This is a genomic window from Arthrobacter hankyongi (assembly GCF_022012395.1).
In the GTDB taxonomy this organism is placed as follows: domain Bacteria; phylum Actinomycetota; class Actinomycetes; order Actinomycetales; family Micrococcaceae; genus Crystallibacter; species Crystallibacter hankyongi.
Genome location: NZ_JAKLTQ010000016.1, coordinates 1 through 20,636 on the forward strand (window position 1 = coordinate 1; position 20,636 = coordinate 20,636).

16 protein-coding genes and 1 riboswitch are annotated in these 20,636 nt (G+C 67.2%); of the genes, 11 read left to right on the top strand and 5 right to left on the bottom strand.

Annotated features, from left to right (window positions below; all coding sequences use genetic code 11):
• Positions 1–249: 249 nt before the first annotated feature.
• A complete protein-coding gene (locus LVY72_RS17505) occupies positions 250–873 on the bottom strand; it encodes a response regulator transcription factor (protein WP_237823364.1) in 624 nt (207 codons plus the stop codon).
• Between the two features lie 209 nt (positions 874–1,082).
• Between LVY72_RS17505 and LVY72_RS17510 the strand changes: the two genes are divergently transcribed.
• From LVY72_RS17510 to LVY72_RS17520, 3 genes are all read left to right on the top strand, one after another.
• A complete protein-coding gene (locus LVY72_RS17510; RefSeq protein ID WP_237823367.1) occupies positions 1,083–1,598 on the top strand; it encodes a flavin reductase in 516 nt (171 codons plus the stop codon).
• Between the two features lie 19 nt (positions 1,599–1,617).
• Entirely contained in the window at positions 1,618–2,937 is a 1,320-nt protein-coding gene (locus tag LVY72_RS17515; RefSeq protein ID WP_237823370.1) for an amidase, read from the top strand.
• A gap of 155 nt (positions 2,938–3,092) precedes the next feature.
• A complete protein-coding gene (locus LVY72_RS17520) occupies positions 3,093–4,568 on the top strand; it encodes an MFS transporter (protein ID WP_237823373.1) in 1,476 nt (491 codons plus the stop codon).
• Between the two features lie 78 nt (positions 4,569–4,646).
• Here LVY72_RS17520 and LVY72_RS17525 read toward each other — a convergent pair whose 3' ends face one another.
• Complete coding sequence (locus tag LVY72_RS17525; RefSeq protein WP_237823376.1) at positions 4,647–4,916, bottom strand: hypothetical protein; 270 nt, start codon at positions 4,914–4,916, stop codon at positions 4,647–4,649.
• Between the two features lie 260 nt (positions 4,917–5,176).
• Here LVY72_RS17525 and LVY72_RS17530 point away from each other — a divergent pair, with 260 nt between their 5' ends.
• The 3 genes from LVY72_RS17530 to LVY72_RS17540 all read left to right on the top strand — a co-directional run bounded on the left by LVY72_RS17530 (position 5,177) and on the right by LVY72_RS17540 (position 9,600).
• On the top strand, positions 5,177–6,598 hold the full coding sequence (locus tag LVY72_RS17530; RefSeq protein ID WP_237823379.1) for an aldehyde dehydrogenase family protein: 1,422 nt from the start codon (positions 5,177–5,179) through the stop codon (positions 6,596–6,598).
• A gap of 62 nt (positions 6,599–6,660) precedes the next feature.
• Positions 6,661–8,148 (top strand): APC family permease, encoded by a 1,488-nt coding sequence (locus LVY72_RS17535; protein WP_237823382.1) that lies wholly within the window; start codon positions 6,661–6,663, stop codon positions 8,146–8,148.
• Positions 8,149–8,331: 183 nt separating this feature from the next.
• Positions 8,332–9,600, top strand: a complete 1,269-nt coding sequence (locus tag LVY72_RS17540) for a wax ester/triacylglycerol synthase domain-containing protein (protein ID WP_237823385.1) — start codon at positions 8,332–8,334, stop codon at positions 9,598–9,600.
• A 56-nt stretch (positions 9,601–9,656) separates the two neighbouring features.
• On the opposite strand, the gene LVY72_RS17545 is transcribed toward LVY72_RS17540, so the two are convergent.
• Positions 9,657–10,961 (bottom strand): cation:proton antiporter, encoded by a 1,305-nt coding sequence (locus LVY72_RS17545; RefSeq protein WP_237823388.1) that lies wholly within the window; start codon positions 10,959–10,961, stop codon positions 9,657–9,659.
• Positions 10,962–11,486: 525 nt separating this feature from the next.
• Between LVY72_RS17545 and LVY72_RS17550 the strand changes: the two genes are divergently transcribed.
• Together LVY72_RS17550 and ggt are read left to right on the top strand one after the other, a co-directional pair.
• Entirely contained in the window at positions 11,487–13,643 is a 2,157-nt protein-coding gene (locus LVY72_RS17550) for an amylo-alpha-1,6-glucosidase (RefSeq protein ID WP_237823391.1), read from the top strand.
• A gap of 160 nt (positions 13,644–13,803) precedes the next feature.
• On the top strand, positions 13,804–15,630 hold the full coding sequence (gene ggt / locus LVY72_RS17555; protein WP_237823394.1) for a gamma-glutamyltransferase: 1,827 nt from the start codon (positions 13,804–13,806) through the stop codon (positions 15,628–15,630).
• Between the two features lie 18 nt (positions 15,631–15,648).
• On the opposite strand, the gene LVY72_RS17560 is transcribed toward ggt, so the two are convergent.
• Positions 15,649–16,416, bottom strand: coding sequence for an SDR family NAD(P)-dependent oxidoreductase (locus LVY72_RS17560; RefSeq protein WP_237823432.1), 768 nt, complete (start codon positions 16,414–16,416; stop codon positions 15,649–15,651).
• Positions 16,417–16,623: 207 nt separating this feature from the next.
• Here LVY72_RS17560 and LVY72_RS17565 point away from each other — a divergent pair, with 207 nt between their 5' ends.
• The 3 genes from LVY72_RS17565 to LVY72_RS17570 all read left to right on the top strand — a co-directional run bounded on the left by LVY72_RS17565 (position 16,624) and on the right by LVY72_RS17570 (position 18,706).
• A complete protein-coding gene (locus LVY72_RS17565; RefSeq protein ID WP_237823435.1) occupies positions 16,624–17,112 on the top strand; it encodes a DUF1269 domain-containing protein in 489 nt (162 codons plus the stop codon).
• Between the two features lie 206 nt (positions 17,113–17,318).
• A riboswitch (cyclic di-AMP (ydaO/yuaA leader) is annotated at positions 17,319–17,493 on the top strand.
• Between the two features lie 21 nt (positions 17,494–17,514).
• Complete coding sequence (locus LVY72_RS24450; RefSeq protein WP_269092652.1) at positions 17,515–17,643, top strand: hypothetical protein; 129 nt, start codon at positions 17,515–17,517, stop codon at positions 17,641–17,643.
• Between the two features lie 886 nt (positions 17,644–18,529).
• Entirely contained in the window at positions 18,530–18,706 is a 177-nt protein-coding gene (locus LVY72_RS17570; protein WP_237823439.1) for a hypothetical protein, read from the top strand.
• A 174-nt stretch (positions 18,707–18,880) separates the two neighbouring features.
• Here LVY72_RS17570 and LVY72_RS17575 read toward each other — a convergent pair whose 3' ends face one another.
• Positions 18,881–20,431, bottom strand: a complete 1,551-nt coding sequence (locus tag LVY72_RS17575) for an FG-GAP repeat domain-containing protein (RefSeq protein WP_237823442.1) — start codon at positions 20,429–20,431, stop codon at positions 18,881–18,883.
• Between the last annotated feature and the right edge of the window lie 205 nt (positions 20,432–20,636).

Here is a 20,636-nt window from a genome sequence, read left to right on the forward strand (position 1 = left end):
CGGTGGCAAGGAAGTCACCTACAACTTCGCCCTCGATCCGGAACGGGGCTAGCTGGCGCAACACCGGACGATTCACCCGGCGCTTGCTGTCCGTTGCGGCAGCAAGCGCCGGGGCTGTTGTGATTCCGCCGAAGTTGGCCGGCGGCCAGGCGGCCGGGGCAGACCCCGTCCTCATCCGGGTGCACACTCAAGACCGCCCGCAGCGGTTTCACCGCGGGCGGCGGTGATTAACCACAGCGGCACTGCGGATCAAGGGGCCAAGTCGATCCGGTGTTTCAGAACGTCACGGACCAAAGTCGAAATGCTTTCCGAATTCGTTTTTGCCTTGATCCGGGCGCGATGGACATCGATGGTCTTCACGCTGGTGCCAAGCTTGCGCGCTATGTTCTGGCTGGGCAAGCCGTCAATGACCAAGGCCAGGATTTCGCGTTCACGTTTTGTCAGGGAGGCCAGACGTTCGTGGACTGAACGACGTTCGGCATCTTCTGCGAATCGCGTCACCGCCAGTTCCAGCGTTTCCTGCACGACATCGAGCATTTGCTGCGGATCGTACGGCTTCTCCAGGAAATTCACGGCGCCCTGTTGCAGCGCCTTCACGGACATCCGCACATCCCCGTGTGCCGAGACGAAGATGATCGGCACGGGCGATCCGGACTGGTTCAGAGTTTCCTGCAGTTGGAAGCCGCCGGTGCGCGGCATCCGGACGTCCAGGACCAGGCAGGCCGGCCTGGCCGGATCGTAGGCGGCCAGGAAGGAGGAAACGTCGTTGAAGCTGTGGGACGGGATGCTCACGGAATCCAGAAGCCACGAAAGCGATGCGCACAGCTCCTCGTCGTCGTCGACGATATAGACGATCGCATCCGGATTTTCCATTGTCTTTCTCCCTATCAGCCTTGAAACGGCCAACCGTGCCTCAGCGCACCAATTGACACTAGGCATGCGGCTAATCAACCGTCAATGAATTCGCGGCTAAGGAAATTACCTACGCCACTAGGGCAATCGCATCGCAGGCCTAGAGCAAGTTGGGATGTTGCAGCAGTTCTGCCGGTCATAAATTCGGTTCATCCGACCAGGAGGAAATCATGAACCAGCTGACCCAAATCCAGAAAGACTTCCGCACGGCCATGGCGCACCTGCCCGCAGCCGTCAGCATCATCACCACCGACGGGCCCCATGGACGCATCGGGATCACCGTAAGTGCTGTCTGCTCAGTGACGGACGCTCCGCCGACGCTGCTGGTCTGCGTGAACAGGCGAAGCGCCGCCCACGATATCTTCCGCAGCAACGGCAAGGTATGCATCAACGTCCTCAGCGGTGACGGCGAAGAGTTGGCGCGGCATTTTTCCGGAATGACCGGAGTGTCCATGGAGGAACGCTTCGCGTGGAATATCTGGGACGACGAACAGGAAGTGCCGGTGCTTTCCGACGCACATGTGAAGGTCATCGGCACGATCGAAGGCATGGCCGGGCAGGGTTCCCACTCGGTGCTGTTCATCAAGGTGGACAGGGTTGCCGTGAACGAATCCAGCCATGGCCTCGTGTACTTCAACCGCAACTTTGTGCGGGTGGATCCGCTCGGCGACCGCGTCGCCGTCTGACCCGGGGGGGTATGACGACGTGCCGACGACGACCGACACGACCCGCACATTGTCGCTGACAGCGCTGGTGCGTCAGCTGGAATCCGGCGAGGTGACGCCGGCCGGTATCGTTCGGTCCTGCCTCGACCGCGTCGAAGCCTTGGAGCCCGGCATCCGCGCCTGGGTCTCCGTCGACGTAGTTGGCGCATTGGCCGCCGCCGAGGCACTGGAACGTGTGCCGCTTCCGGTCCGCGGACCGCTGTGGGGCATACCTGCCGGGGTCAAGGACATCATTGACGTTGCCGGAACACCCTCCGGCTGCGGTTCCACGGTTCGTCACCGGGCGCTGCCCGCCGGCGACGACGCGGCCTGCGTCGCGTCGCTGCGGCGGGCGGGCGGGGTGGTCCTGGGCAAGACCGTGACCACCGAATACGGTTACTTCGCTCCCGGACCGACCCGGAACCCGCACCGGCCGGGACACACGCCCGGCGGGTCCTCCAGCGGTTCGGCCGCCGCGGTGGCCGCGGGAATGGTCCCGTTTGCGTTCGGCACCCAGACGGCCGGCTCCCTGACCCGTCCGGCCGCCTACTGCGGAGTCGCGGGATTCGTGGCTTCGCCGGGGACGGTACCGACCGACGGGGTCACCGGACTGAGCCACAGCTTTGATTCCATCGGCTTCCTCGCCGCCGGCGTCAACGACGTGCGCACTGCCTGGACGGCCATCGCGGGTGTCGACGATGAACCCCGTCAGGTCAGGGCACCACGCATCCTACTGTGGGACGGCAGCGACGTTGCATCAATCTCCGAAGGCATGCAGGCCGGGTTCCAGCGTGTCCTGGCCGTCCTGCGGCCCCGCGGAGCCTGGGTGGAGTCCCTGGGATTCAGCGGAGCCATCCGCGACCTGGCCCAACTGCACGCCGTCGTCATGGCCTACGAAGCAGTACGCCTGCGGGAGGAACTGGACGGCCGCGACGCGGAAATCAGTGCTCCATTGGCGCAGTTGCTGGCGCGGGGCCGGGCACTGCCCGCTGTCGAATACGCACAGGCCACAGCCGGAATCGCCGCCGCCCGGCTCGAGGTGACCGCCCGCATCCGCAGCTTCGATGCAGTATTGGCTCCGGCCGCCCCTGGAGCGGCGCCGGCCGGCCTGGCGGCGACCGGGGATCCGGTGCTGAGCCGCCCGTGGCAGGCCATGGGCTTGCCCGTGGTCACCGTGCCGGGCCTCAGGGATGGCGATGGACTGCCGCTGGGGCTGCAGTTGGTCGGCCTGCCGGGCAATGAAAGCCGGCTGTTCGACGTCGCCGCGTGGCTCGAGCCGGTGCTCCGGACACATGCTCCGGCTGCGCCGAACCAAACGTGACAGTACCTGCCCCGAGGCAGGAACTCCCCGCCGAGGCAGCAGGGAAGTTGCAATATCGGCCGCCGTAGAGGCGCCCATCGTGTTCCAGGCGTCACAGAACCGGCGCCGGCACCCAGTCCCGGGGCCGGCGCGTCAACTTAACCACGAGGTATTCAATGACAACAATTAACACCCGGTCCGCCGGGACACTGGGGGAGGCCCTGCGCACCGGGCGGATGAACCGCCGTGCCTGGACCGTCACGATCATGCTGGTTCTCTTCCAGATCGTCGCCTTCGCAGACAAGGCGGTGCTCGGACTGGTGGCCTACCAGGCGATTCCGGACCTGGGGATTTCCACGGTCCAGTTCGGCCTGATCGGCAGCGCCTTTTTCTTTCTGTATGCGATCGGTTCGGTCCTGATCGGGCTGGCCGCCGGCCGGACGTCGATCAAATGGGTCATCTTCGCCATGGGCGTGGCCTGGGCTGTCCTGCAGTTCCCGATGCTTTTCGGTGGCGGGGCAGCCGTCCTGCTGGTATCCCGGATCCTGCTTGGTGGTGCGGAAGGTCCGGCCACCGCCGTCAGCCTCTCCTCGGCACATTCCTGGTTCAAGCCAGCCGAACGGGTCCTGCCAAGCAACCTGATCGCCATCGGCTCCACCCTCGGTCCGGTGCTTGCCGCGCCGTTCCTGGCGTTCGTTATCAGCTACTTCGGTTGGCGCTGGGCCTTCGGCGCCCTCGGCGTCCTCGGACTGGCCTGGGTCCTGGTGTGGTGGAAGCTCGGCGCCGACGGGCCGTTCGCCGGGAAGGCAGGGAAGGCAGTTGCCGACGCCCTCGGCGATGCTGAGGGTGCGCCTGCCGATCGGGACGGTGCTGACCCCGCAGCGTCCGCCGCAGACGAGCGAGCCAGGCGCTATGAGCTGCAACAGCCGGTCCCGTGGCGCGCCATCCTGCTGAGCGCGTCCTTCCTGATCGCGGTTTTTGCCGGCTTCACGAACTTCTGGACCCAGGGCTTCCTGACCACGTGGTCACCGAAATACCTCGCAGGAGCCGTCAGCCTGCCACCCGAGATGGTTGCCCTGTTCACCACCTTTCCTTGGATCTTTGGTGCCCTGGCACTGCTCGGTCTCGGCTTCCTCGGCCGGTCCTTGATGCGCCGGGGCCACAGTGTCCGGGTGTCCATCGCTGTTCCCTTCGGCGCCTGCCTGGCCCTCGCGGGACTGTCCTTCCTGATGCTGCCAGCGACTTCCGGTGCCTCGTCCGTGTTGCTGCTGACGATCGCGGCCGGTTGCAGCGTGATCTACCCGATGGCACCGAGCGCCATGGCCTACGCTGTCGGCGCGAAGCAGCGTCCGGTGCTGATGGCGGTGCTGGGTGGTGTGGCCTCCGTGGGCGCGATCGTCTCGCCGACGGCGGTGGGAATGTTCATGGAGCAGGCCGGTTACCGGACTCCGGCACCGGGGACCAAGGACACCGCTCAGATGATTGCCAACATGACCGCGGGCGTCAACCAGTCCTTTGCCATTGCCGGGATCCTGCTGCTCCTGGCCGGAATCCTCTCCATCCTCTTCCTTAATCCGGATCGGACCGGCGAACGGCTGCAGCGCCGGTTCGCCGGTACCAAAGATGCAGCTGTGCAGGATCCAGCCGGTTAGGGCGCAGAACAAACGCCAAAGGCATGGAGCCCGCCCCCTCAGGGGCGGGCTCCATGCCTTTGGCCATGCTGCCGGCTGTCAGGCCCAGGCGGCGTCGGCCGTCCAGTACTCCAGCCCGTTGGCGCTGAAGCCGTGCTTCCACTCCGATGTCCGCCGGAGCTTGGGCTCCACGCACTGGATGGACGCGTCCGCGGCAGCCGGCCCGTCTTCTTCCACGGTCCAGTGCACCCAGTTGACCTCGTGGTCGTGCTCGTCATGGACGAAGAGGTCGACGTGGTGCCAGCCGTAATGGAACGTGTCCATGTAGCAGGTCAGGAACATTCGGTGATGGTTGGCGGGGTAGGGCATGGGGACCTCCAGAGGCTGTTTTTCCTGCATGTTATGGGGCCGGCAGCAAACAGGAAATGAGGGTTTCCTTTACGTTGTCGCTCCTGCCGTACGGCCCATAGCCCCCCATTCCGTGGAAGGGCAGTAGGGAAAACCTTTATTCGACAAGTGTGGAAAAAAGATGGATCGGACCCTAACCTTGTGACACCGGGCACAATCTGCCGCCACTCCACATTCATCGCAAGGCGCCCCCGGCCTGCAGCCCACCTCCAAGGAGCACAATGAGCATCAGCACCTCCGCCACGAACCGCGCCGACGCGCCCGCGGCCGCCGCCTTCGAGGGCAGCCGTCCGATCTACGATCCCGCAACCGGCGATCTCATTGGTGAAGCGCCGGTCCACACGGTCGAGGACCTGGACCAAGCCGTCGAGACGGCACGCGTGGTGCAGCCGGCCTGGGCCGCCCTGGGGCATGCCGCCCGCTCTGCCTGCCTGAACCGTGCGGCCGACGCGATCGAGCGTTCCGCCGAGGAACTGGCACGCCTGCTCTCCCGCGAGCAGGGGAAACCGTTGAACGGTCCCAACGCCCGCTTCGAGGTCGGAGCCTGTGCTGCATGGCTGCGCGCTGCTGCGGCAACGCCTCTTGAGCCTGAAACGGTGGTGGACGACGGCGAAACGCGTGCCGAGCTGCACTACCGGCCCATCGGCGTCGTCGGCGCGATCGGTCCGTGGAACTGGCCGATGCTGATCACCGTCTGGCAGGTTGCGGCGTCCCTGCGGATGGGAAACACCGTGGTGGTGAAGCCGTCCGAGTACACCCCGCTGAGCGTGCTGGCGCTGGTCGACGTCATCAACGGCGAACTTCCCGAGGGCGTGCTCAACGCAGTCCCGGGCGGCCGCGAGGTCGGCGCACGCCTCGCCGAGCACCCTGCCATCGGCAAGGTCATGTTCACGGGTTCCACCGCCACCGGCAAGGCGATCATCCGCTCGTCGGCGGACACGGTCAAGCGCCTGACCTTGGAGTTGGGTGGCAACGACGCCGGCATCGTCCTGCCCGACGCCGATCCGCAGGCGATCGCCGAGGGATTGTTCTGGGGTGCGTTCATCAACACCGGCCAGACCTGCGCCGCCCTGAAGCGCCTGTACGTCCACAGCGATATCTACGATGCCGTCTGCGAATCGCTCACCGCCGTGGCCAAGGCCATGCCGATGGGCGTCGGGCTGGATGAAAACAACGTCCTGGGACCGCTGCAGAACAAAGCCCAGTTCGACATCGTCGCCAACCTGGTCCAGGCCGCCAAGGACTCCGGCGCCCGCGTGCTCACCGGCGGCAGTCCCGATGCTGGCCAGCCAGGCTACTTCTACCCGACGACGCTGGTTGCCGACATCGACAACGACCACCCGCTGGTGGCCGGGGAACAGTTCGGTCCGGCCCTGCCGATCATCCGTTACAGTACGGTCGACGAGGCCATCGCCATGGCAAACGCGCTCGACGTCGGGCTTGGCGCCTCGGTCTGGTCCTCCGACCCCGCCGCCGCCCGTGAGGTCGCCGTCCGTCTGGAGGCCGGCACTGTCTGGATCAACTCACATGGCATGGTCAACCCGATGATTCCCTTCGGCGGAGCGAAGCAATCCGGGTACGGGCTGGAGTTCGGGGTCGAGGGCCTCAAAGCCGTCAGCGTTCCCCAGATCATCAACGGCTGACGCGGTCCTGGCGGCCGCTCGGCCGGTGCATACCTTCAGCATCACTTATCGAGGAGGATAATGTGAGCACTACACCGACTCCTGGCGCCCTCAAGGCTGCGCCTGAAAGTCATCTGCAGCGTGATTCGATTTCCGTTGCCGGCATCGTTTTCCTGGTCTTGGCCGCTGCCAGTCCGGTGATCGGCCTGACCGGAGCCGTTCCGGTATCGATCGTCATCGGCAACGGGATCGGCGTGTCCCTCGCCTACATCGCCATTGGGCTGGTCCTGCTGCTGTTTGCCGTCGGCTACGTGCTGATGTCCCGCCACGTCACCGATGCGGGAGCGCTCTACGCCTATGCCGCCAAGGGGCTGGGGACCACCGCCGGCACCGGCGTGGCCGGCATCGCCGTCTACGCCTACACCGCGGTGCAGATTGCCATCTACGGCTTCTTCGGGGCCGTGTCCACGGCCATGGTGAATCCCTTGCTGGGCAGCGACATCCCCTGGTGGGCTGCGTCGCTGGCCCTCATCGGCGTCGTCCAGGTGTTCGGATACCTGCAGCTGGAACTGGGCGCCAAGGTGCTGGGAATCCTGCTGATCGGGGAGTGGGGCGTCATGCTTGCCATGGCCGCCTCGGTGGCCATCCAGGGCGGCGCCGGCGAAGGGCTCGCCATGGGCAGCGTATTCTCCTTCGAGGCCCTCGTCGCGGGGGCTCCGGGAGTGGCTCTGATGTTTGCCTTCGCGTCCAGCCTTGGCTTCGAGGCGGCAGCCGTCTTCGGTGAGGAAGTGCGGAACCCGCGCCGGTCGGTTCCCAAAGCCACCTATGTCTCCGTACTCCTGATCATGGCCTTCTTCGCGTTTACGACGTGGATGATCACCGTGGGCTACGGGCCGGGAAACGTTGTCGCCGAAGCAGGAAAGGCCCTCGAATCCGGTGACACCGCGTCCTTCATCTACGCCTTGGGCGACAGATACCTGGGCAGCTGGGCACCCGTGGCCATGAGCATCTTCGTCGTCACGTCTACGTTTGCGGCTGCTCTTGCCTTCCACAATGGAATCGCGCGCTACCTCTTTGCCCTGGGACGCGGCGGAGTCCTGCCGAACCCGCTGGGCCGCGTCCATCCGAAATCCGGGGCGCCTGTCGTGGCCTCCGTGGCCCAGACGGCCGGGGCCGCCGGCATCATTGCCGTATTCGCCCTCTTGCAGGCAGACCCGATTGCCGTCGTTTTCGGCTGGTGCGGCGGGATTGCGGTCATCGGACTGCTGGCCGCCTACCTGCTCGTGTCGCTGTCCGTCCTGGTCTACTTCCGGCGGAACAAGGCGGACGATGCCAACCTGTTCAACTCCTTGGTTGCGCCCGCACTTTCCCTCGCAGCCATGGGTGCGACCCTCACGGTGATCATTCTGAATTTCAATACCCTCGTGGGTGGGACAAACGAACTATCGGCCGTTCTCCTACTGTCCGTCGCCGCCGTTTTCGTCGTCGGTGTGGTGAGGGCGAGGCGGATCCAGCCCCGTGACGGGGACAGCCTCACCCTCGAGAGCGCCCAATCGGTGTCAAGGCCGTAACCAGCTCTATCCGGTCGAGACCCTGGCCACGATGGCGCGGATCATCGAGTCCACCGAGCGGCACGGGCGCGAGCGCATCCCGGCCCCGGGCAGCCTGCCCCGCACCCGCGGCGGGGCGGCCACCCGGGCCGGGGACCTGGCCGGACCTCACCGGCCGGCGGGACCGGCTGCTACCCTGTGGGCATGCTCCCGGAGGCGCGCCGGCTCGCGGCGGTCGATGAGGCGAATCTGGTGCTCGACCACGCCGGCCAGGTCAACGTGTTCCTGGTGGCCGGTCTGCTGGCGCCGGGCGGTTTCGTCGGTCCCGATGGTAGCCCGGACCTGACCGCCCTGCGCGCCTGCCTTCGCGGGCGGATCACGACGCTGCCACAGCTCCGGAAGGTGGCTGTCGCCGCGGGCCGCCGGCACCGCTGGGTCGAGGTGCAGCCCGACCTCGGCCACCACATCCGGCTCGCCGGAGCCGTCGACGGACTCGCCGGCTTCGAGGAGATGTGCGGGGAGCTGATGAATGTGCCGCTGGGACTGGATCGCCCGCTCTGGCAGATTCTGGTGGTGCCGGGTGCGGCCGTGGGAGCGGTTGGGGTCGTGCTGCGCATCCACCATGCGGTCGCGGATGGGATGGCGGCGGCCGGGATCATCCAGCGGCTCTTCGACCCCGTGGTATCGCGGGGGACGCCAACGGAGGTGCCTGCTGTCCACGCGGCGCCGAAAGCCCGGCCCCGCGACGTGCGGCATGTCCTGGGGCGGATCCGTTACGGATTGCGCCGCATCCGGATAACCCTCAGCGGTCGTGAGGTTGGCCCCACGGTGCTGCTCGGTGAGCTGGGTTTGCATCGCGGGGTCGTCTTCCTGGACGCCGGCCTCGCCGCGCTCGAGGGGCATGTCCGGCCGTTGGGTGCCACGGTCAACGATGCCCTGCTGGCTGCAGTGGCGGCGGGCTACCGGGCGGTGCTGTCCGCCGCAGGCGAGCGGATTCCCGCCCGGCTGCCTGTCTCGGTGCCGGTCGCGCTGCTGCGCCGCGGGACAGCGGGGAATCAGGTCGGGGTCATGCTTGTGCGGCTGCCCCTCGGCGACGTCGAGCCTGACGTCCGTGTCCGGCTCATTGCGGAGCAGACCCGGGAGGAGAAGGCCCGGGCCAGGGAGCAGGGAACGCTCGAATTCATGCGCGGGCCGATCGGCGCACGCATCATGGAACGTGTCGGTCGGCGGCAGCATCTTGTCGCCGGGTTCGTCACCAATGTGCCGGGCCCGGCAGGCGGCTTTCGCCTCGCGGGTGCCCCGGTTGTTGCGCTCTGGCCGGTCGCCGTGCTCGCTGCCAACGTCCGGCTCGGCGTCGCGGCAGTCTCCTACGCCGGCCGGCTACGCTGCGGCATCCATTTCGACGCGGAGAACGTGCCCGGAGCAATCTTCGCGCGGGCGATGGGAGAGGAACTGGCGCATCTGGGCGCATGATCTCAGCCGGGGGCACAGTTCCCCGGAACTTCGGGGAACTGTGCCCCCGGACCGGCTCAGTCCGCCGTGCCGCCGCGATGGCGTCCGATGGTGCCGATGACGGGGAATTGGTGCCGCCGGCGGGGCATGGTCGCCGGCGTGGCCTCGGCCGCCGCCGGATGCCCGGCCGTGTGGGCTTCGTACCAGCGGTGGTAGGCGGCGACCAGCGGGACCGAAGTCAGTCCGTGCAGGATGACGCTGAGGGCTACGGTTACGGCGGCGGTTGTGAACACGGCCTCGCCGTCGGGGACGCCGCGCTCGAAGGCGAGCAGCGCGAACACGAGTGAGGCGAGGCCGCGCGGGCCGAACCAGCCGATGAACGCCGTCGTCGGGGCCTTCACGCGCTGGCCGGCGAAGGCGATAGCCACGGGAACCATGCGTACTACTGTCAGGCTCAGCACCGCATAGAGGATCACCTGCCAGGTGATGAGCGGGACGGCCCAGGTCAAGGCCAGCGCTCCGAACCCGATCCAGGTCACGGCGGCCAGGAAGTCGCCCGACTCCTCGGCGAACAGGGTGACCTCCGAACCGCGTGCGTCCGAGGCCCGGCCGAACGCGATGCCGGCGACGAAGGCGGCGATGAAGCCGCTGCCGCCGAGTGTCAGTGCCAGGGCGTAGGCCAGCAGTGCCACGGCCATCGTTATCACCTGCCGCCAGTCGGGGCTCATCCACGCATGCCGGTTGGCGGCGCGGAACAGCAGCCCGCCCAGGATGCCCGCCATCAGTCCGCCGGTGAGTCCCCAGCCGATCTGGGCGGCCATGTTGCTGATGACAGCCTGGGTGACGCCGGTCGTCAGTTCGGCGTTGGCGATCTCGAGTGCGACGAGGAAGAAGGGTACGGCGAGGCCGTCGTTCAGGCCGCTCTCCACGTCCAGGGCTTGCCGCACGCGGGCCGGCACGGCAGTGTCGGCGACGACCTTCCGGCCCAGGGCCGCATCGGTCGGAGCCAGCATGGTGGCCAGCAGGGCTGCGGACGCGAGCGCCATGCCCGGGAAGACGAGGGCTCCGATCCCGGCCCCGGCGAGCATCGTGAGCGGCAGGCCGATCAGCAGCAGGCGGCGTGGCCAGCCCAGTTCGTGGCGGAGTGAGCGAAGATCGAGCCGGGTGGCATCACTGAAGAGCAGCAGCACGAGCGCGAACTCCGCCACGTGCTCGACCACCTCGGCCTCCAGCGCGATGTCGAACAGGCCGAGTGTCGATGCGCCGACGGCGAATCCCGCAGCGGTCAGGAACAGGGCCGAGGTGATGCCACGGCGGTCAAGCGGCTTGGAGAAGGCGCTCCAGACAATGATGATCGCCAGTATCGTCGTCGCCGTCACCATGCGGAGCCTGCTCTCGATCGCTGCAACGCAGTATGCGGCCCAGCGTACGCTCCACCCGGACGCTTCGGCAGTGCCGGCCTTCCGCCACCGGGCCGAATCTGCACCCGGCGAGTTGCGCCGTCACTGGCTGCCGTTCTCAGGGGACCAGCAGCAGTTTGCCTCTCCGGCCCGGAGCAGAACGAGCAGCCTTCGCCGCAATCCAATGGGACAGTGGCGGTTCAGTTCCTACCATTCGGCAGCTGGTGGTTTGGAGCGCCGGCAGCAACGTTCAGGGCAGGGGCAAATCTATTGCTGTCTGCCTCGAAATGGACACGTCTTGCCGTCGCTGATCTGGCCAGGCTACGTCATGGTCTTCGAAATAGGGCCCCGCCCAAGGTGCGCAGGTCAGGATTCCGGATCCGTCGGCTCTGGCCGCGGGGAGCCGACGGGCGTAGCGTCGAATAGAACGACGGCGGTGGCCGCGGCCACCCGGACCGGGGACCGGCGCGCTGCCGTACCGTGCCAATCCGCGTGGAGGAGCCGGACATGGCTGGATGGAATGCCGATACGGCGGCCGGGCCGCTGGGGGCCGGGACGGTCACGTTGGTGGAAGGTTCGTCCTTCTGTATCTCCCTGCCGAACGGGGACATTCATCCCGAGTTGCCGCACGGGGTCTTTTTCGAGGACACGCGGATCCTGTCCGGCTGGAGCCTGAGCGTCAATGGCCAGCCGCTGGAGCCGTTGGCGGCGGAAACCAAGGAGCCGTACCGGGCGCTGTTCGCAGGCAGGGTGGTCCGTGCGGACGGTTATGCCGACAGCCCGCTGGTCGTGGAGCGGCTGCGCGAGGTGGGCGCCGGCATCCTGGAGCGGATCACGGTCCGGAACTACTCGCTGGAGCCGGTCGAGTGTGTGGTCTCGCTCAGCGTCGAAGCGGACTTCGCGGACCTGTTCGAGGTGAAGGACGCCCGGATCCAGCGGCAGTGGGACGAGACCCGGCAGCCCGGGGACGGGACGTTGACCATCCGGGGGGCCTGGCAGGACGTGCGCAAGAGCGTCGTCGTTACGGCCAAAGGTGCCGACGTCACGCCGGAGGCCCTGACGTACCGGGTCCGGATCCCGCCGCACGGGCACTGGGCCACCGCGCTCAGAGTCGTTCCCGCCGTCGACGGCACAAGCCCCGCAGCGCCGTTCGAGCACCCGGAGGCAGGCGGGTTCTCCCCGAGCGACAGGCGGCGGCAGGAGTGGGTGGCCAGGATCCCGGTCGTGCAGATGGGCAACCGTTCGATCGAGCGGACCCTGCGGCGCAGCTATGACGACCTGGGCGCGCTGCGGATCGAGGACCCGGACCATCCGGAGCGGGTGGTGGTGGCCGCCGGGGCGCCCTGGTTCATGACCCTGTTCGGCCGGGACTCGCTCTGTGCCTCGGAGATGGCGCTGCCGGTGGACCCGTCGCTGGCCCTGGGCACGCTGCAGACCCTGGCCGAGCGGCAGGGCAGGGTGGTGGATCCTGCCAGCGAGGAGGAGCCGGGCAAGATCCTGCACGAGGTCCGGCTCGGTGTCTCCAGCGGGCTGTCCCTGGGCGGCAGGTCCGCCTACTACGGCAGCATCGATGCGACGCCGCTGTTCGTGAGCGTGCTCGGGGCCGTCAGCCGCTGGGGGTTCGCCAGGGAGACCATTGCTGCCCTGCTGCCGCACGCGGACCGGGCGCTGGACTGGATCGAGAACTACGGGGACCGCGACGGCGACGGCTTCGTCGAGTACGGGCGGCTGAACGACCAGGGGCTGATCAACCAGGGCTGGAAGGACTCCTGGGACGGGATCAACTTCGCCGACGGCACCCTGGCCGAGCCGCCGATCGCGCTGTGCGAGGTGCAGGCCTATGTCTACGCTGCCTACATGGCCCGGGCCTGGATGGCCTACGACGCCGGCGATGCGCCCCTGGCCGCCCGGCTGGCGGAGCGCGCGGCGCGGCTGAAGCGGCGGTTCAACGAGCAGTTCTGGCTACCCGAGAAGGGCTACTACGCCATCGCCCTGGACAGGGACAAGCGCCCGGTGGACGCCTGCGCCTCCAACATGGGCCACTGCCTCTGGTTCGGTCTGGTGGACGACGACAAGGCGCCGCTGGTGGCCGAGAAGCTCATGTCCCCTCAGATGTTCAGCGGCTGGGGCGTGCGCACCCTGGCTTCCGACATGGGAGCCTACAACCCGGTCAGCTACCACAACGGCTCGGTCTGGCCCCATGACAACGCCATTATTGCAGCCGGTCTGGTGCGCTACGGCTTCGTGGAGCAGGCGCAGCGGATCACCACGGCCCTGCTGGAGGCCGCCGAGTATTCGGAGGGCCGGCTGCCCGAGCTCTTCTGCGGCTTTGACCGGGAACGGTTCGGCCAGCCGGTGCCGTATCCGACGGCGTGTTCGCCGCAGGCTTGGGCCGCGGCCGCGCCGATCCTGCTGGTGACAAGCCTGATGCGCTACGACGCGCACGTGTCCCTTGGCGGGATGTGGCTGGACCCGGTGCTGCCGGAGTCCTACGGCGACCTGCACATCACCAATGCGCCCATGGCCAGTGGCCGGATCACCATCGACATTTCCGGTTCCACCGCCTCCGTCCAGGGACTGCCCGAGGGCATGGTGTTCCGCCGCGGGCACCGGCCGTGGATGACCGAACTGGTGGAGCAGGCCAAGCTGCCTCCGGCGCAATAGCCTCCGCATAGAGACACCCTCTGCAGGTCAGGTCCGGTGTGCGACCCGAGGTTGATTGGCGGTTCAGTTCTCTTGGTAGGGCTCGGCAGTATTGAGTGCCCGTACTGCGGGGAGTAGCGTGGCCCGCATCGGCAATCCGTACCCTCACCCCGGAGTGACCATGCCACATATGGGACGCCGGCTCGCTGCCATGACGGCGGCTCTGGCTATGAGTCTGACCAGCGGCGCCGTCGTCAGCCCCGCGGTCGCTGCCCAGCGGCAGCCCGTCAAGGCCCCGATCGCCATGGGGTACGGCGGCGCGGTAAGTACCGTGGACCCGGAAGCATCCGCAGCGGCGATTGAAGTCCTCCGCCAGGGCGGCAACGCGGCCGACGCCGCCGTCGCAGCGGCCGCCACCCTGGGCGTGACCGAGCCGTACAGTGCCGGGATCGGTGGCGGGGGCTACTTCGTGTTCTACAACGCGAAGACCCGTCAGGTCGGCACCATCGACGGCCGAGAGACCGCACCGGCAGCGATGCCGCATGACGCGTTCATCGACCCGGCGACCGGCAAGCCGTACCGCTTCACGCCGGAGCTGGTCACCAGCGGCGTCTCCGTAGGCGTGCCCGGCACGCCGGCCACATGGGAGCGCGCGCTGGACCGTTGGGGAACGTTGAGCCTCGGCGATGCCCTCGAGCCTGCCATCAACGTCGCGACCAGCGGTTTCGTGGTCGATGAGACGTTCCGCCAGCAGACCCTCGACAACCAGCTCCGCTTCGCGGCGTTCACCTCGACGAGCAGCCTCTTCCTGCCGGGCGGTGACGCGCCCGCCGTCGGCAGCACCTTCCGGAACCCCGACCTTGCCAAGACGTACCGGCTCCTCGCCAAGGAGGGCACACAGGCCTTCTACCGCGGGCCGCTCGCGGCGGAGATCGCGGCCACCGTCCAGGAGCCGCCGAAGGCAGCCGGCACGACCCTGCCCGTCCCGGCCGGCGGCATGACGACGGCGGACCTTGCCGCCTACCGGGCCCTGGATCAGGCGCCTGCGCACGTGGACTACCGTGGGCTGGATGTCTATGGCATGGCGCCGTCGAGCAGTGGGGGAACCACAGTCGGCGAGGCGCTGAACATCCTGGACACGGTCAATCTTTCCGAGATGTCCACGCCCCGCGCCCTGCACCACTACCTCGAGGCCAGCGCGCTCGCGTTCGCCGACCGCGGCAAGTACGTGGGCGACCCGGCCTTTGTCCAGGTCCCCACCGCCTCCCTCACGGACCCGCTGTTCGGCAAGGAACGCGCGTGCCGGATCGATCCGCAGCGGGCGGCAGCCAAGCCCGTCGCACCCGGGGATGTATCCGCGTACGACGGCGTGTGCCCGGCTGCCGCCGCGGCGCCGTCCGGCGAGAAGGACACCGAGAACGTCTCGACGACCAATCTGACGGTCGCGGACAAGTGGGGAAACGTCGCCGAGTACACGCTCACGATCGAGCAGACCGGCGGCTCCGGCATGGTCGTGCCGGGCCGGGGGTTCCTGCTCAACAACGAGCTGACCGACTTCTCGACCGTGTATGACCCGGCCGACCCAAACCGGATCGACCCGGGGAAGCGCCCCCGCTCCTCCATGTCGCCGACCATCATCCTCGAAGACGGCAAACCCTTCCTCGCGCTCGGTTCGCCCGGCGGCTCGACAATCATCACCACCGTCCTGCAGACAATCCTGAACCGGGTGGACCTGGGGATGGATATTTCGCACGCAATCGCGGCGCCGCGTGCGGCGCAACGAAACACCGAAAGCGTGACGGCCGAACCGGCGTTCATCGCGGTGTACGGCAGCGGGCTGGAACCGTACGGCCACAAGCTCACGCCGTCGGGGGACGCGTTCAGCTCCGCGGCAGAGATCGGCGCAGCGACGGCCATCGAATTCAGGTCCGACGGAAGCATGGTCGCCGCGGCAGAGCCCGTGAGGCGCGGGGGCGGCTCGGCAATGGTGCTCGAACCGTCGCGCTGAGCGTTGCGGAGCGTCGGATCAGGACGCTTCGACGCCGGTCAGTTCCGCGAGCCGGTGCAGGAGCCGGTCCTGGAACCCGGGATCGAGGGCTTCCGGGGCGGGTATGTGCCGCTGCCGATGGTGCCAATACCCGCCGCTGACCATGGCGGCCGGCTCTTTGCTGACGGCGAGCCACGTCTGCGTGAGGTGCCCTAGTTCCAGGTCGTCCGGCGCGCCGGGGCCGCCCATTTTAGTGGGCACCCAGCCCGGGTCCACGGCGTGGACGAGCACGTGCGGCCAGCGGTGCGCGAGCGCGAGGGCAAGCGTGGTGACGTAGAGCTTGCTCTCGGAGTACGCCTGGCTGGGATTCCAGCGTCGCGCGGTCCAGTCCATGTCATCCAGTGAGTCGCCGGCTCCCCGGTGCATTCCGCTGCTGAGGTAGATCAGGCGCTCAGGGCGGTCCATCAGTGCGGTAAGCAGGTAGGGGGCCAGGGTGTTCACGGCCAGGGTCCGTGCGTGCCCCTCGGGCGTCGTGGCCCGCGTCGGCTCCAGGAAGATGCCGGCGTTGTGGATGACGGCGTCCATGCGGCCAATGCCGTTCACCTGGCTGGCCAGCGCGCGGGTTTCATCAGCGCTGCCCAGGTCGCCGGTGACGATGCCCGCCGCGTGGGCGGCGAGGTCGGCGAGGTCGGCGGCGCGCCCAGGTGTCCGGGCATGGAGGACGACGTCGTGGCCCTCGTCCATGAGGGTGCGTGCGGCGGCGCGGCCGAGCCCGTCGGCGGAACCAGTGATGAAGATATATGCCATGGCATGTTCCCTTCTGCTGGCCGGGTCAGTGTGGATCCTACCCCCATCCAGGGCCGCGGCGGCGGGCGGCCAGGCCGCGGCCCGTCAAGGACGCGCGGGCCACCCCACCTTTGGTCTCACCCTCTTCGGGTGATACGCATCAGCAGCTGGCTGGCACAGGATTGAGGCAGGCTGGCACGCCGTGGACAGACGAGGAAAGGAACATCCGTGGCAACTCTCTCAGTGTGGAAATTCGAAGACGAAACCGGGGCCGAGCAGGCAGAAAGGGTCTTGCTGGACCTGCAAACCAAAGGGCTCATCCAGATCCACGACGCCGCAGTTGTGTCCTGGCCGGCCGGCAAAAAGAAGCCCAAGACTCGTCAGCTGAATAATCTGGCCGGTGCCGGGGCCTTGGGCGGAACGTTCTGGGGCTTCCTGTTCGGCCTGCTGTTCTTTATTCCGCTGCTGGGGGCCGCCGTGGGTGCTGCTGTCGGCGGGCTGGCAGGTTCCCTTGCCGACGTGGGTATCGACGACTCCTTCATCAAACGCGTTCGTGAGAAGGTTACGCCGGGTACGTCGGCGTTGTTCCTCCTGACGACCGAAGCCGTGATGGACAGGGTTAAGGAGCCCTTCGCCGGTACGAAGGCAGAGCTCCTCGAGACGAATTTGAGCCGTGAAGCGGAGGAGGCGTTGCGGAACGCGTTTTCACCGGAGTGAAGCCGCAACACCGCTAATGGCTCGGACAGGTCGAAGACGATCCGCAGCAGCCCGGGTGCCCGCGCCCGGCCCCTACGTCATGTCCTCAAGGATGTGAGCAGCACCACAGGTCTCGAATTTGTAACGATTCCCGCTGGGCCGATACGTTTGATTGCGCCATGCCGCACATCAAGGTATGGCCGGGTCCGCACGCCGAGCCCTGTCAGCGTACCTGACCGTTCAATTTCACAGACAGGGGTGGAGGAACCATCGCTGGCGCCATTGGCGCCTTGGGGTGAAGTGTGGCCAGCTTCCTGCAGTGTTCCGCTGCCTGCTGGCCGCGCCGGGATGTACTCTCTCTCGAATCCGACAGCTAACTTCGCAGGCGTGTAGAGAGGACTCCCATGAGGATGCCCCCAGCCCATGGACGCCGACGCGCAGATTCCAGCGGTTCAGTGCAAGTCGGCGACGCCGGCCGCGGCCGTGGCCGGCGGCGCGCCGATTCGCCATCCGCTGTCCGCCTCCGCCGCATCGGCGCGTTCGCCGGCCTGACGGCAGCCGCTACCGGTCTGGCTGTGACCGGGGCGCTTCCCATTGTGCAGGCGGATTCCCAGGACGTGGCCACAGGGCGGTCCGACCTCCAGGCATCCGCGGCGTCCTCCTCGGCTGTTGCTGCCGTTGATGACGGGGCGCCCGAGTTTGGCCGTTCCACGGTTTCCGGCGATGCGGATTCCCGCCACGCCCAAGGGTCCCAGCCATATTCCGGTCCATTGGCTCCTGCGGAATCTGCCACCTTGGTGGAAAGGACTGTCTTGGCAGCGTCCGGGTCCAAGACGAGGGCTGTACCTGCGGCTGGCGCGGTCCGGGAAGCAGGGGTGGCCGCTGAGGGGGCCGCTGAGGCTGCCAATGGCGCCGTCAGCCAAGCAGCTTCCGCTGCCACCGGGGCGGCTGCACCCGTAGCTACCGCAGCCAAGAAGGCAGCTGCGCCGGCGACTGCGGCCGCGGCTGAGGCGGCCGAACCTACAGGTGCCGTCACAAGCGGACCGGCCGCCGCCGTCGAACGAGCGGTGCCTGGAGAAGTTGCGCCGGCTGAACGGACCGTGTCCAGCAAGGCGGCCGCGCCCGCCGAACCGGCACCACAAAGTGAAGCAGGCGCTCCCGGGGATCGGCCCGAGTCGGAAACAACAGCCGTCCCCAGTGACCCAGCGGTGGACACCCCGGAGGAACGAGCGGTTCCGGAGCAGGACCGCCCGGCCGGCGGCCATAAGCGGCACTGGATGGATCGCCCCTGGTGGGGGGAGTGGCATCGGCCGTAAGGCCGGACTGTGTTGTGTGGTGCATCACACTAAATTCCGCTGCGATTGTGCGGTCGGTTATAGTCGATGGCGCTGCCTCAGCGACGAGGTGGCCGGGAAGCAATCAAAGGAAGCAACGGCGCATGAGCATTGAATCGCACTCGATCACCCTCAAGATCTGGGACCACTCCACCATCGACCACACGCTGGAGGCGGCGATTGCCCAGGTTTCCACCAGGGCCAACCTGCCGGCGGAACACATCAAGGTCACCCGCAGCGGGCCCAACGTGTTCACGGTCAGCCCGGTAGCCGGACTGTAAGAGGGTTCCCGGCATTAAGCCCGTCAGAGTCCGGCGGAAGCTGTCAGCAGGATTCCGGCACTTGCGGTAGATCGAGTAAGGGGTTGGGGCAGTGTTCCCCCAACCCCTTACTGCTGTACGGCGAAAGTTGCCTTTCACCGACGATGGTGCGCTCGCCGTCGAACCCGGCGGGTGCTACGAGCCGATCTTCAGGGAGTCCCAGCCGCCGACCCCCACGGTGATGCGCTGCTGGACCTTCTTCGAGGAGACCGGGTAGAAGTGCAGGTTGCCCTTTTTGTCGCGGGCCAGGAAGCCGGGGGCTCCGGGGGCCAGATGCCCTTCTGCGGCAGACAGGTGCGTCATGTTGTTCCAGCCCGACTTGGCGACGACTTTGCGGCTCTCGCGGATGAGCCGGCCGGTGCCGTTGGAGCGATAGAGCTTCAGCTGGCCGGCCGAAGTCCTGGCGATCAGGTCCATTTTCCCGTCCTGATCGAAGTCCAGGGCCATGAGTGCCTTGCCCTTCCAGTTGGAGGAGCTGAACCGCTGCCGGGGGTCGGGCTTGCCGCCGGTGCGATTCGCGTAGGAGTACAGCTTGCCGTCGCGGTTCCTGACGACGATGCCCGGGTGCCTGTCGGCAGCCTTCCACCGGGTGACGATGATGGCGTTGTTCTGCCACCCGCGGGAGCCAAGGGTGCTGCGCTTGAAGCCACCGCGCTTCTGCCCGTAGTCGACGGTGAGCCTGCCGTCCTTCCAGTTGGCGACCAGATCCTGCAGGCCGTCCAAGTTCCAGTCGGCGATCTCGACAGTCAGCGCCGTGCCCCAGCCGGCGGAAACATAGGTGCGCTTGTACAGGTCCCTGCCCCTGGCGGATGGGTAGATATACAGCCTGCCGTCCGGGGCCACGGCCGCGACGTCGCCGGCCCGGGCTTGGGGCGCTGCCACGGCGGCCGGCATCGCCTTCAGGTCGTTGGCCAGCAGGGCCGGCATATCGTAGGTGTAGTGGGTGATGCCCGGCAGGACGGTCATTTTCGTGCTGGCGAAGCCCAGCCCCTGATAGACCTTCTGGGCACGTTGGGCGGTGCCCAAAGCCGACCAGGTTTTCAGGGTGGTGCCGCCCTTGCCGTCACGGCTGCCGGCGATCCAATGGAGCTTCATTCGCTTCACAGCCGCGGGAGGCTCGGTCTGCATGCCTACGTAGCCTCCACCGCCTACGATGGTGGCCCCGCCGCCCTTGATCCAGCCCTGTCGGTCGGCGAGGACCTCGAAAGTGATGAATTCGGCACCGCCGGAGTACCCGTGGAACCAGATGCGGCGGGCATCGAGCTTGTATTTGGAGATCAGCATCGCCGCCAGGGAGCGGAAATAGTCGCCGTTGCGGTTCCTGTCCTCCCACCAGGTGATCCCGCCCTTGGTGTCCGGGGTGATGACCGGGACCGTGATCATGTTCTTTTGGGCTGCCTCGGCGGCCATCTTCGTCATCACGGACCCGCTGGGCTGGTGTATGTAGGACTGCGCCGGGCGGCTGTAGTCACCGTGGAAGACGAACAGGACGCCGACCGGCTTCGAGAAATCGATGCTCTTGGCGTAGATGTGGTACTTGCCGGAGACACCGTTGGGGGCGGTGTAAGTCTGGTAGGTTGCGCTGCGCGGTGTCGCCGCCGGGGCAGGAGTGCCCGCCGCCAGGGCTGAGGCGAGCAGGGCGGCCCCGATGGCTGTGGCAAAGAGCGCGCGGAAGGGAATCTTCATGAAGTTTGATCCGTTCTGGGTACTGCCGGTCGGGCCTGCTGAGGTGAACCACCCGTGCCAGTGCTGCTAATGGCTACTATCGGCAGCCAGGGGCGATGGATAAGCCGCCGGTCGGGGGGACGGCTGTCGCTGCCCAACAGGGCTCTGCGGACGCCTCGACGGCGCACAACAATTGAGTAAATTCAGACCCACATGTGACAATTTC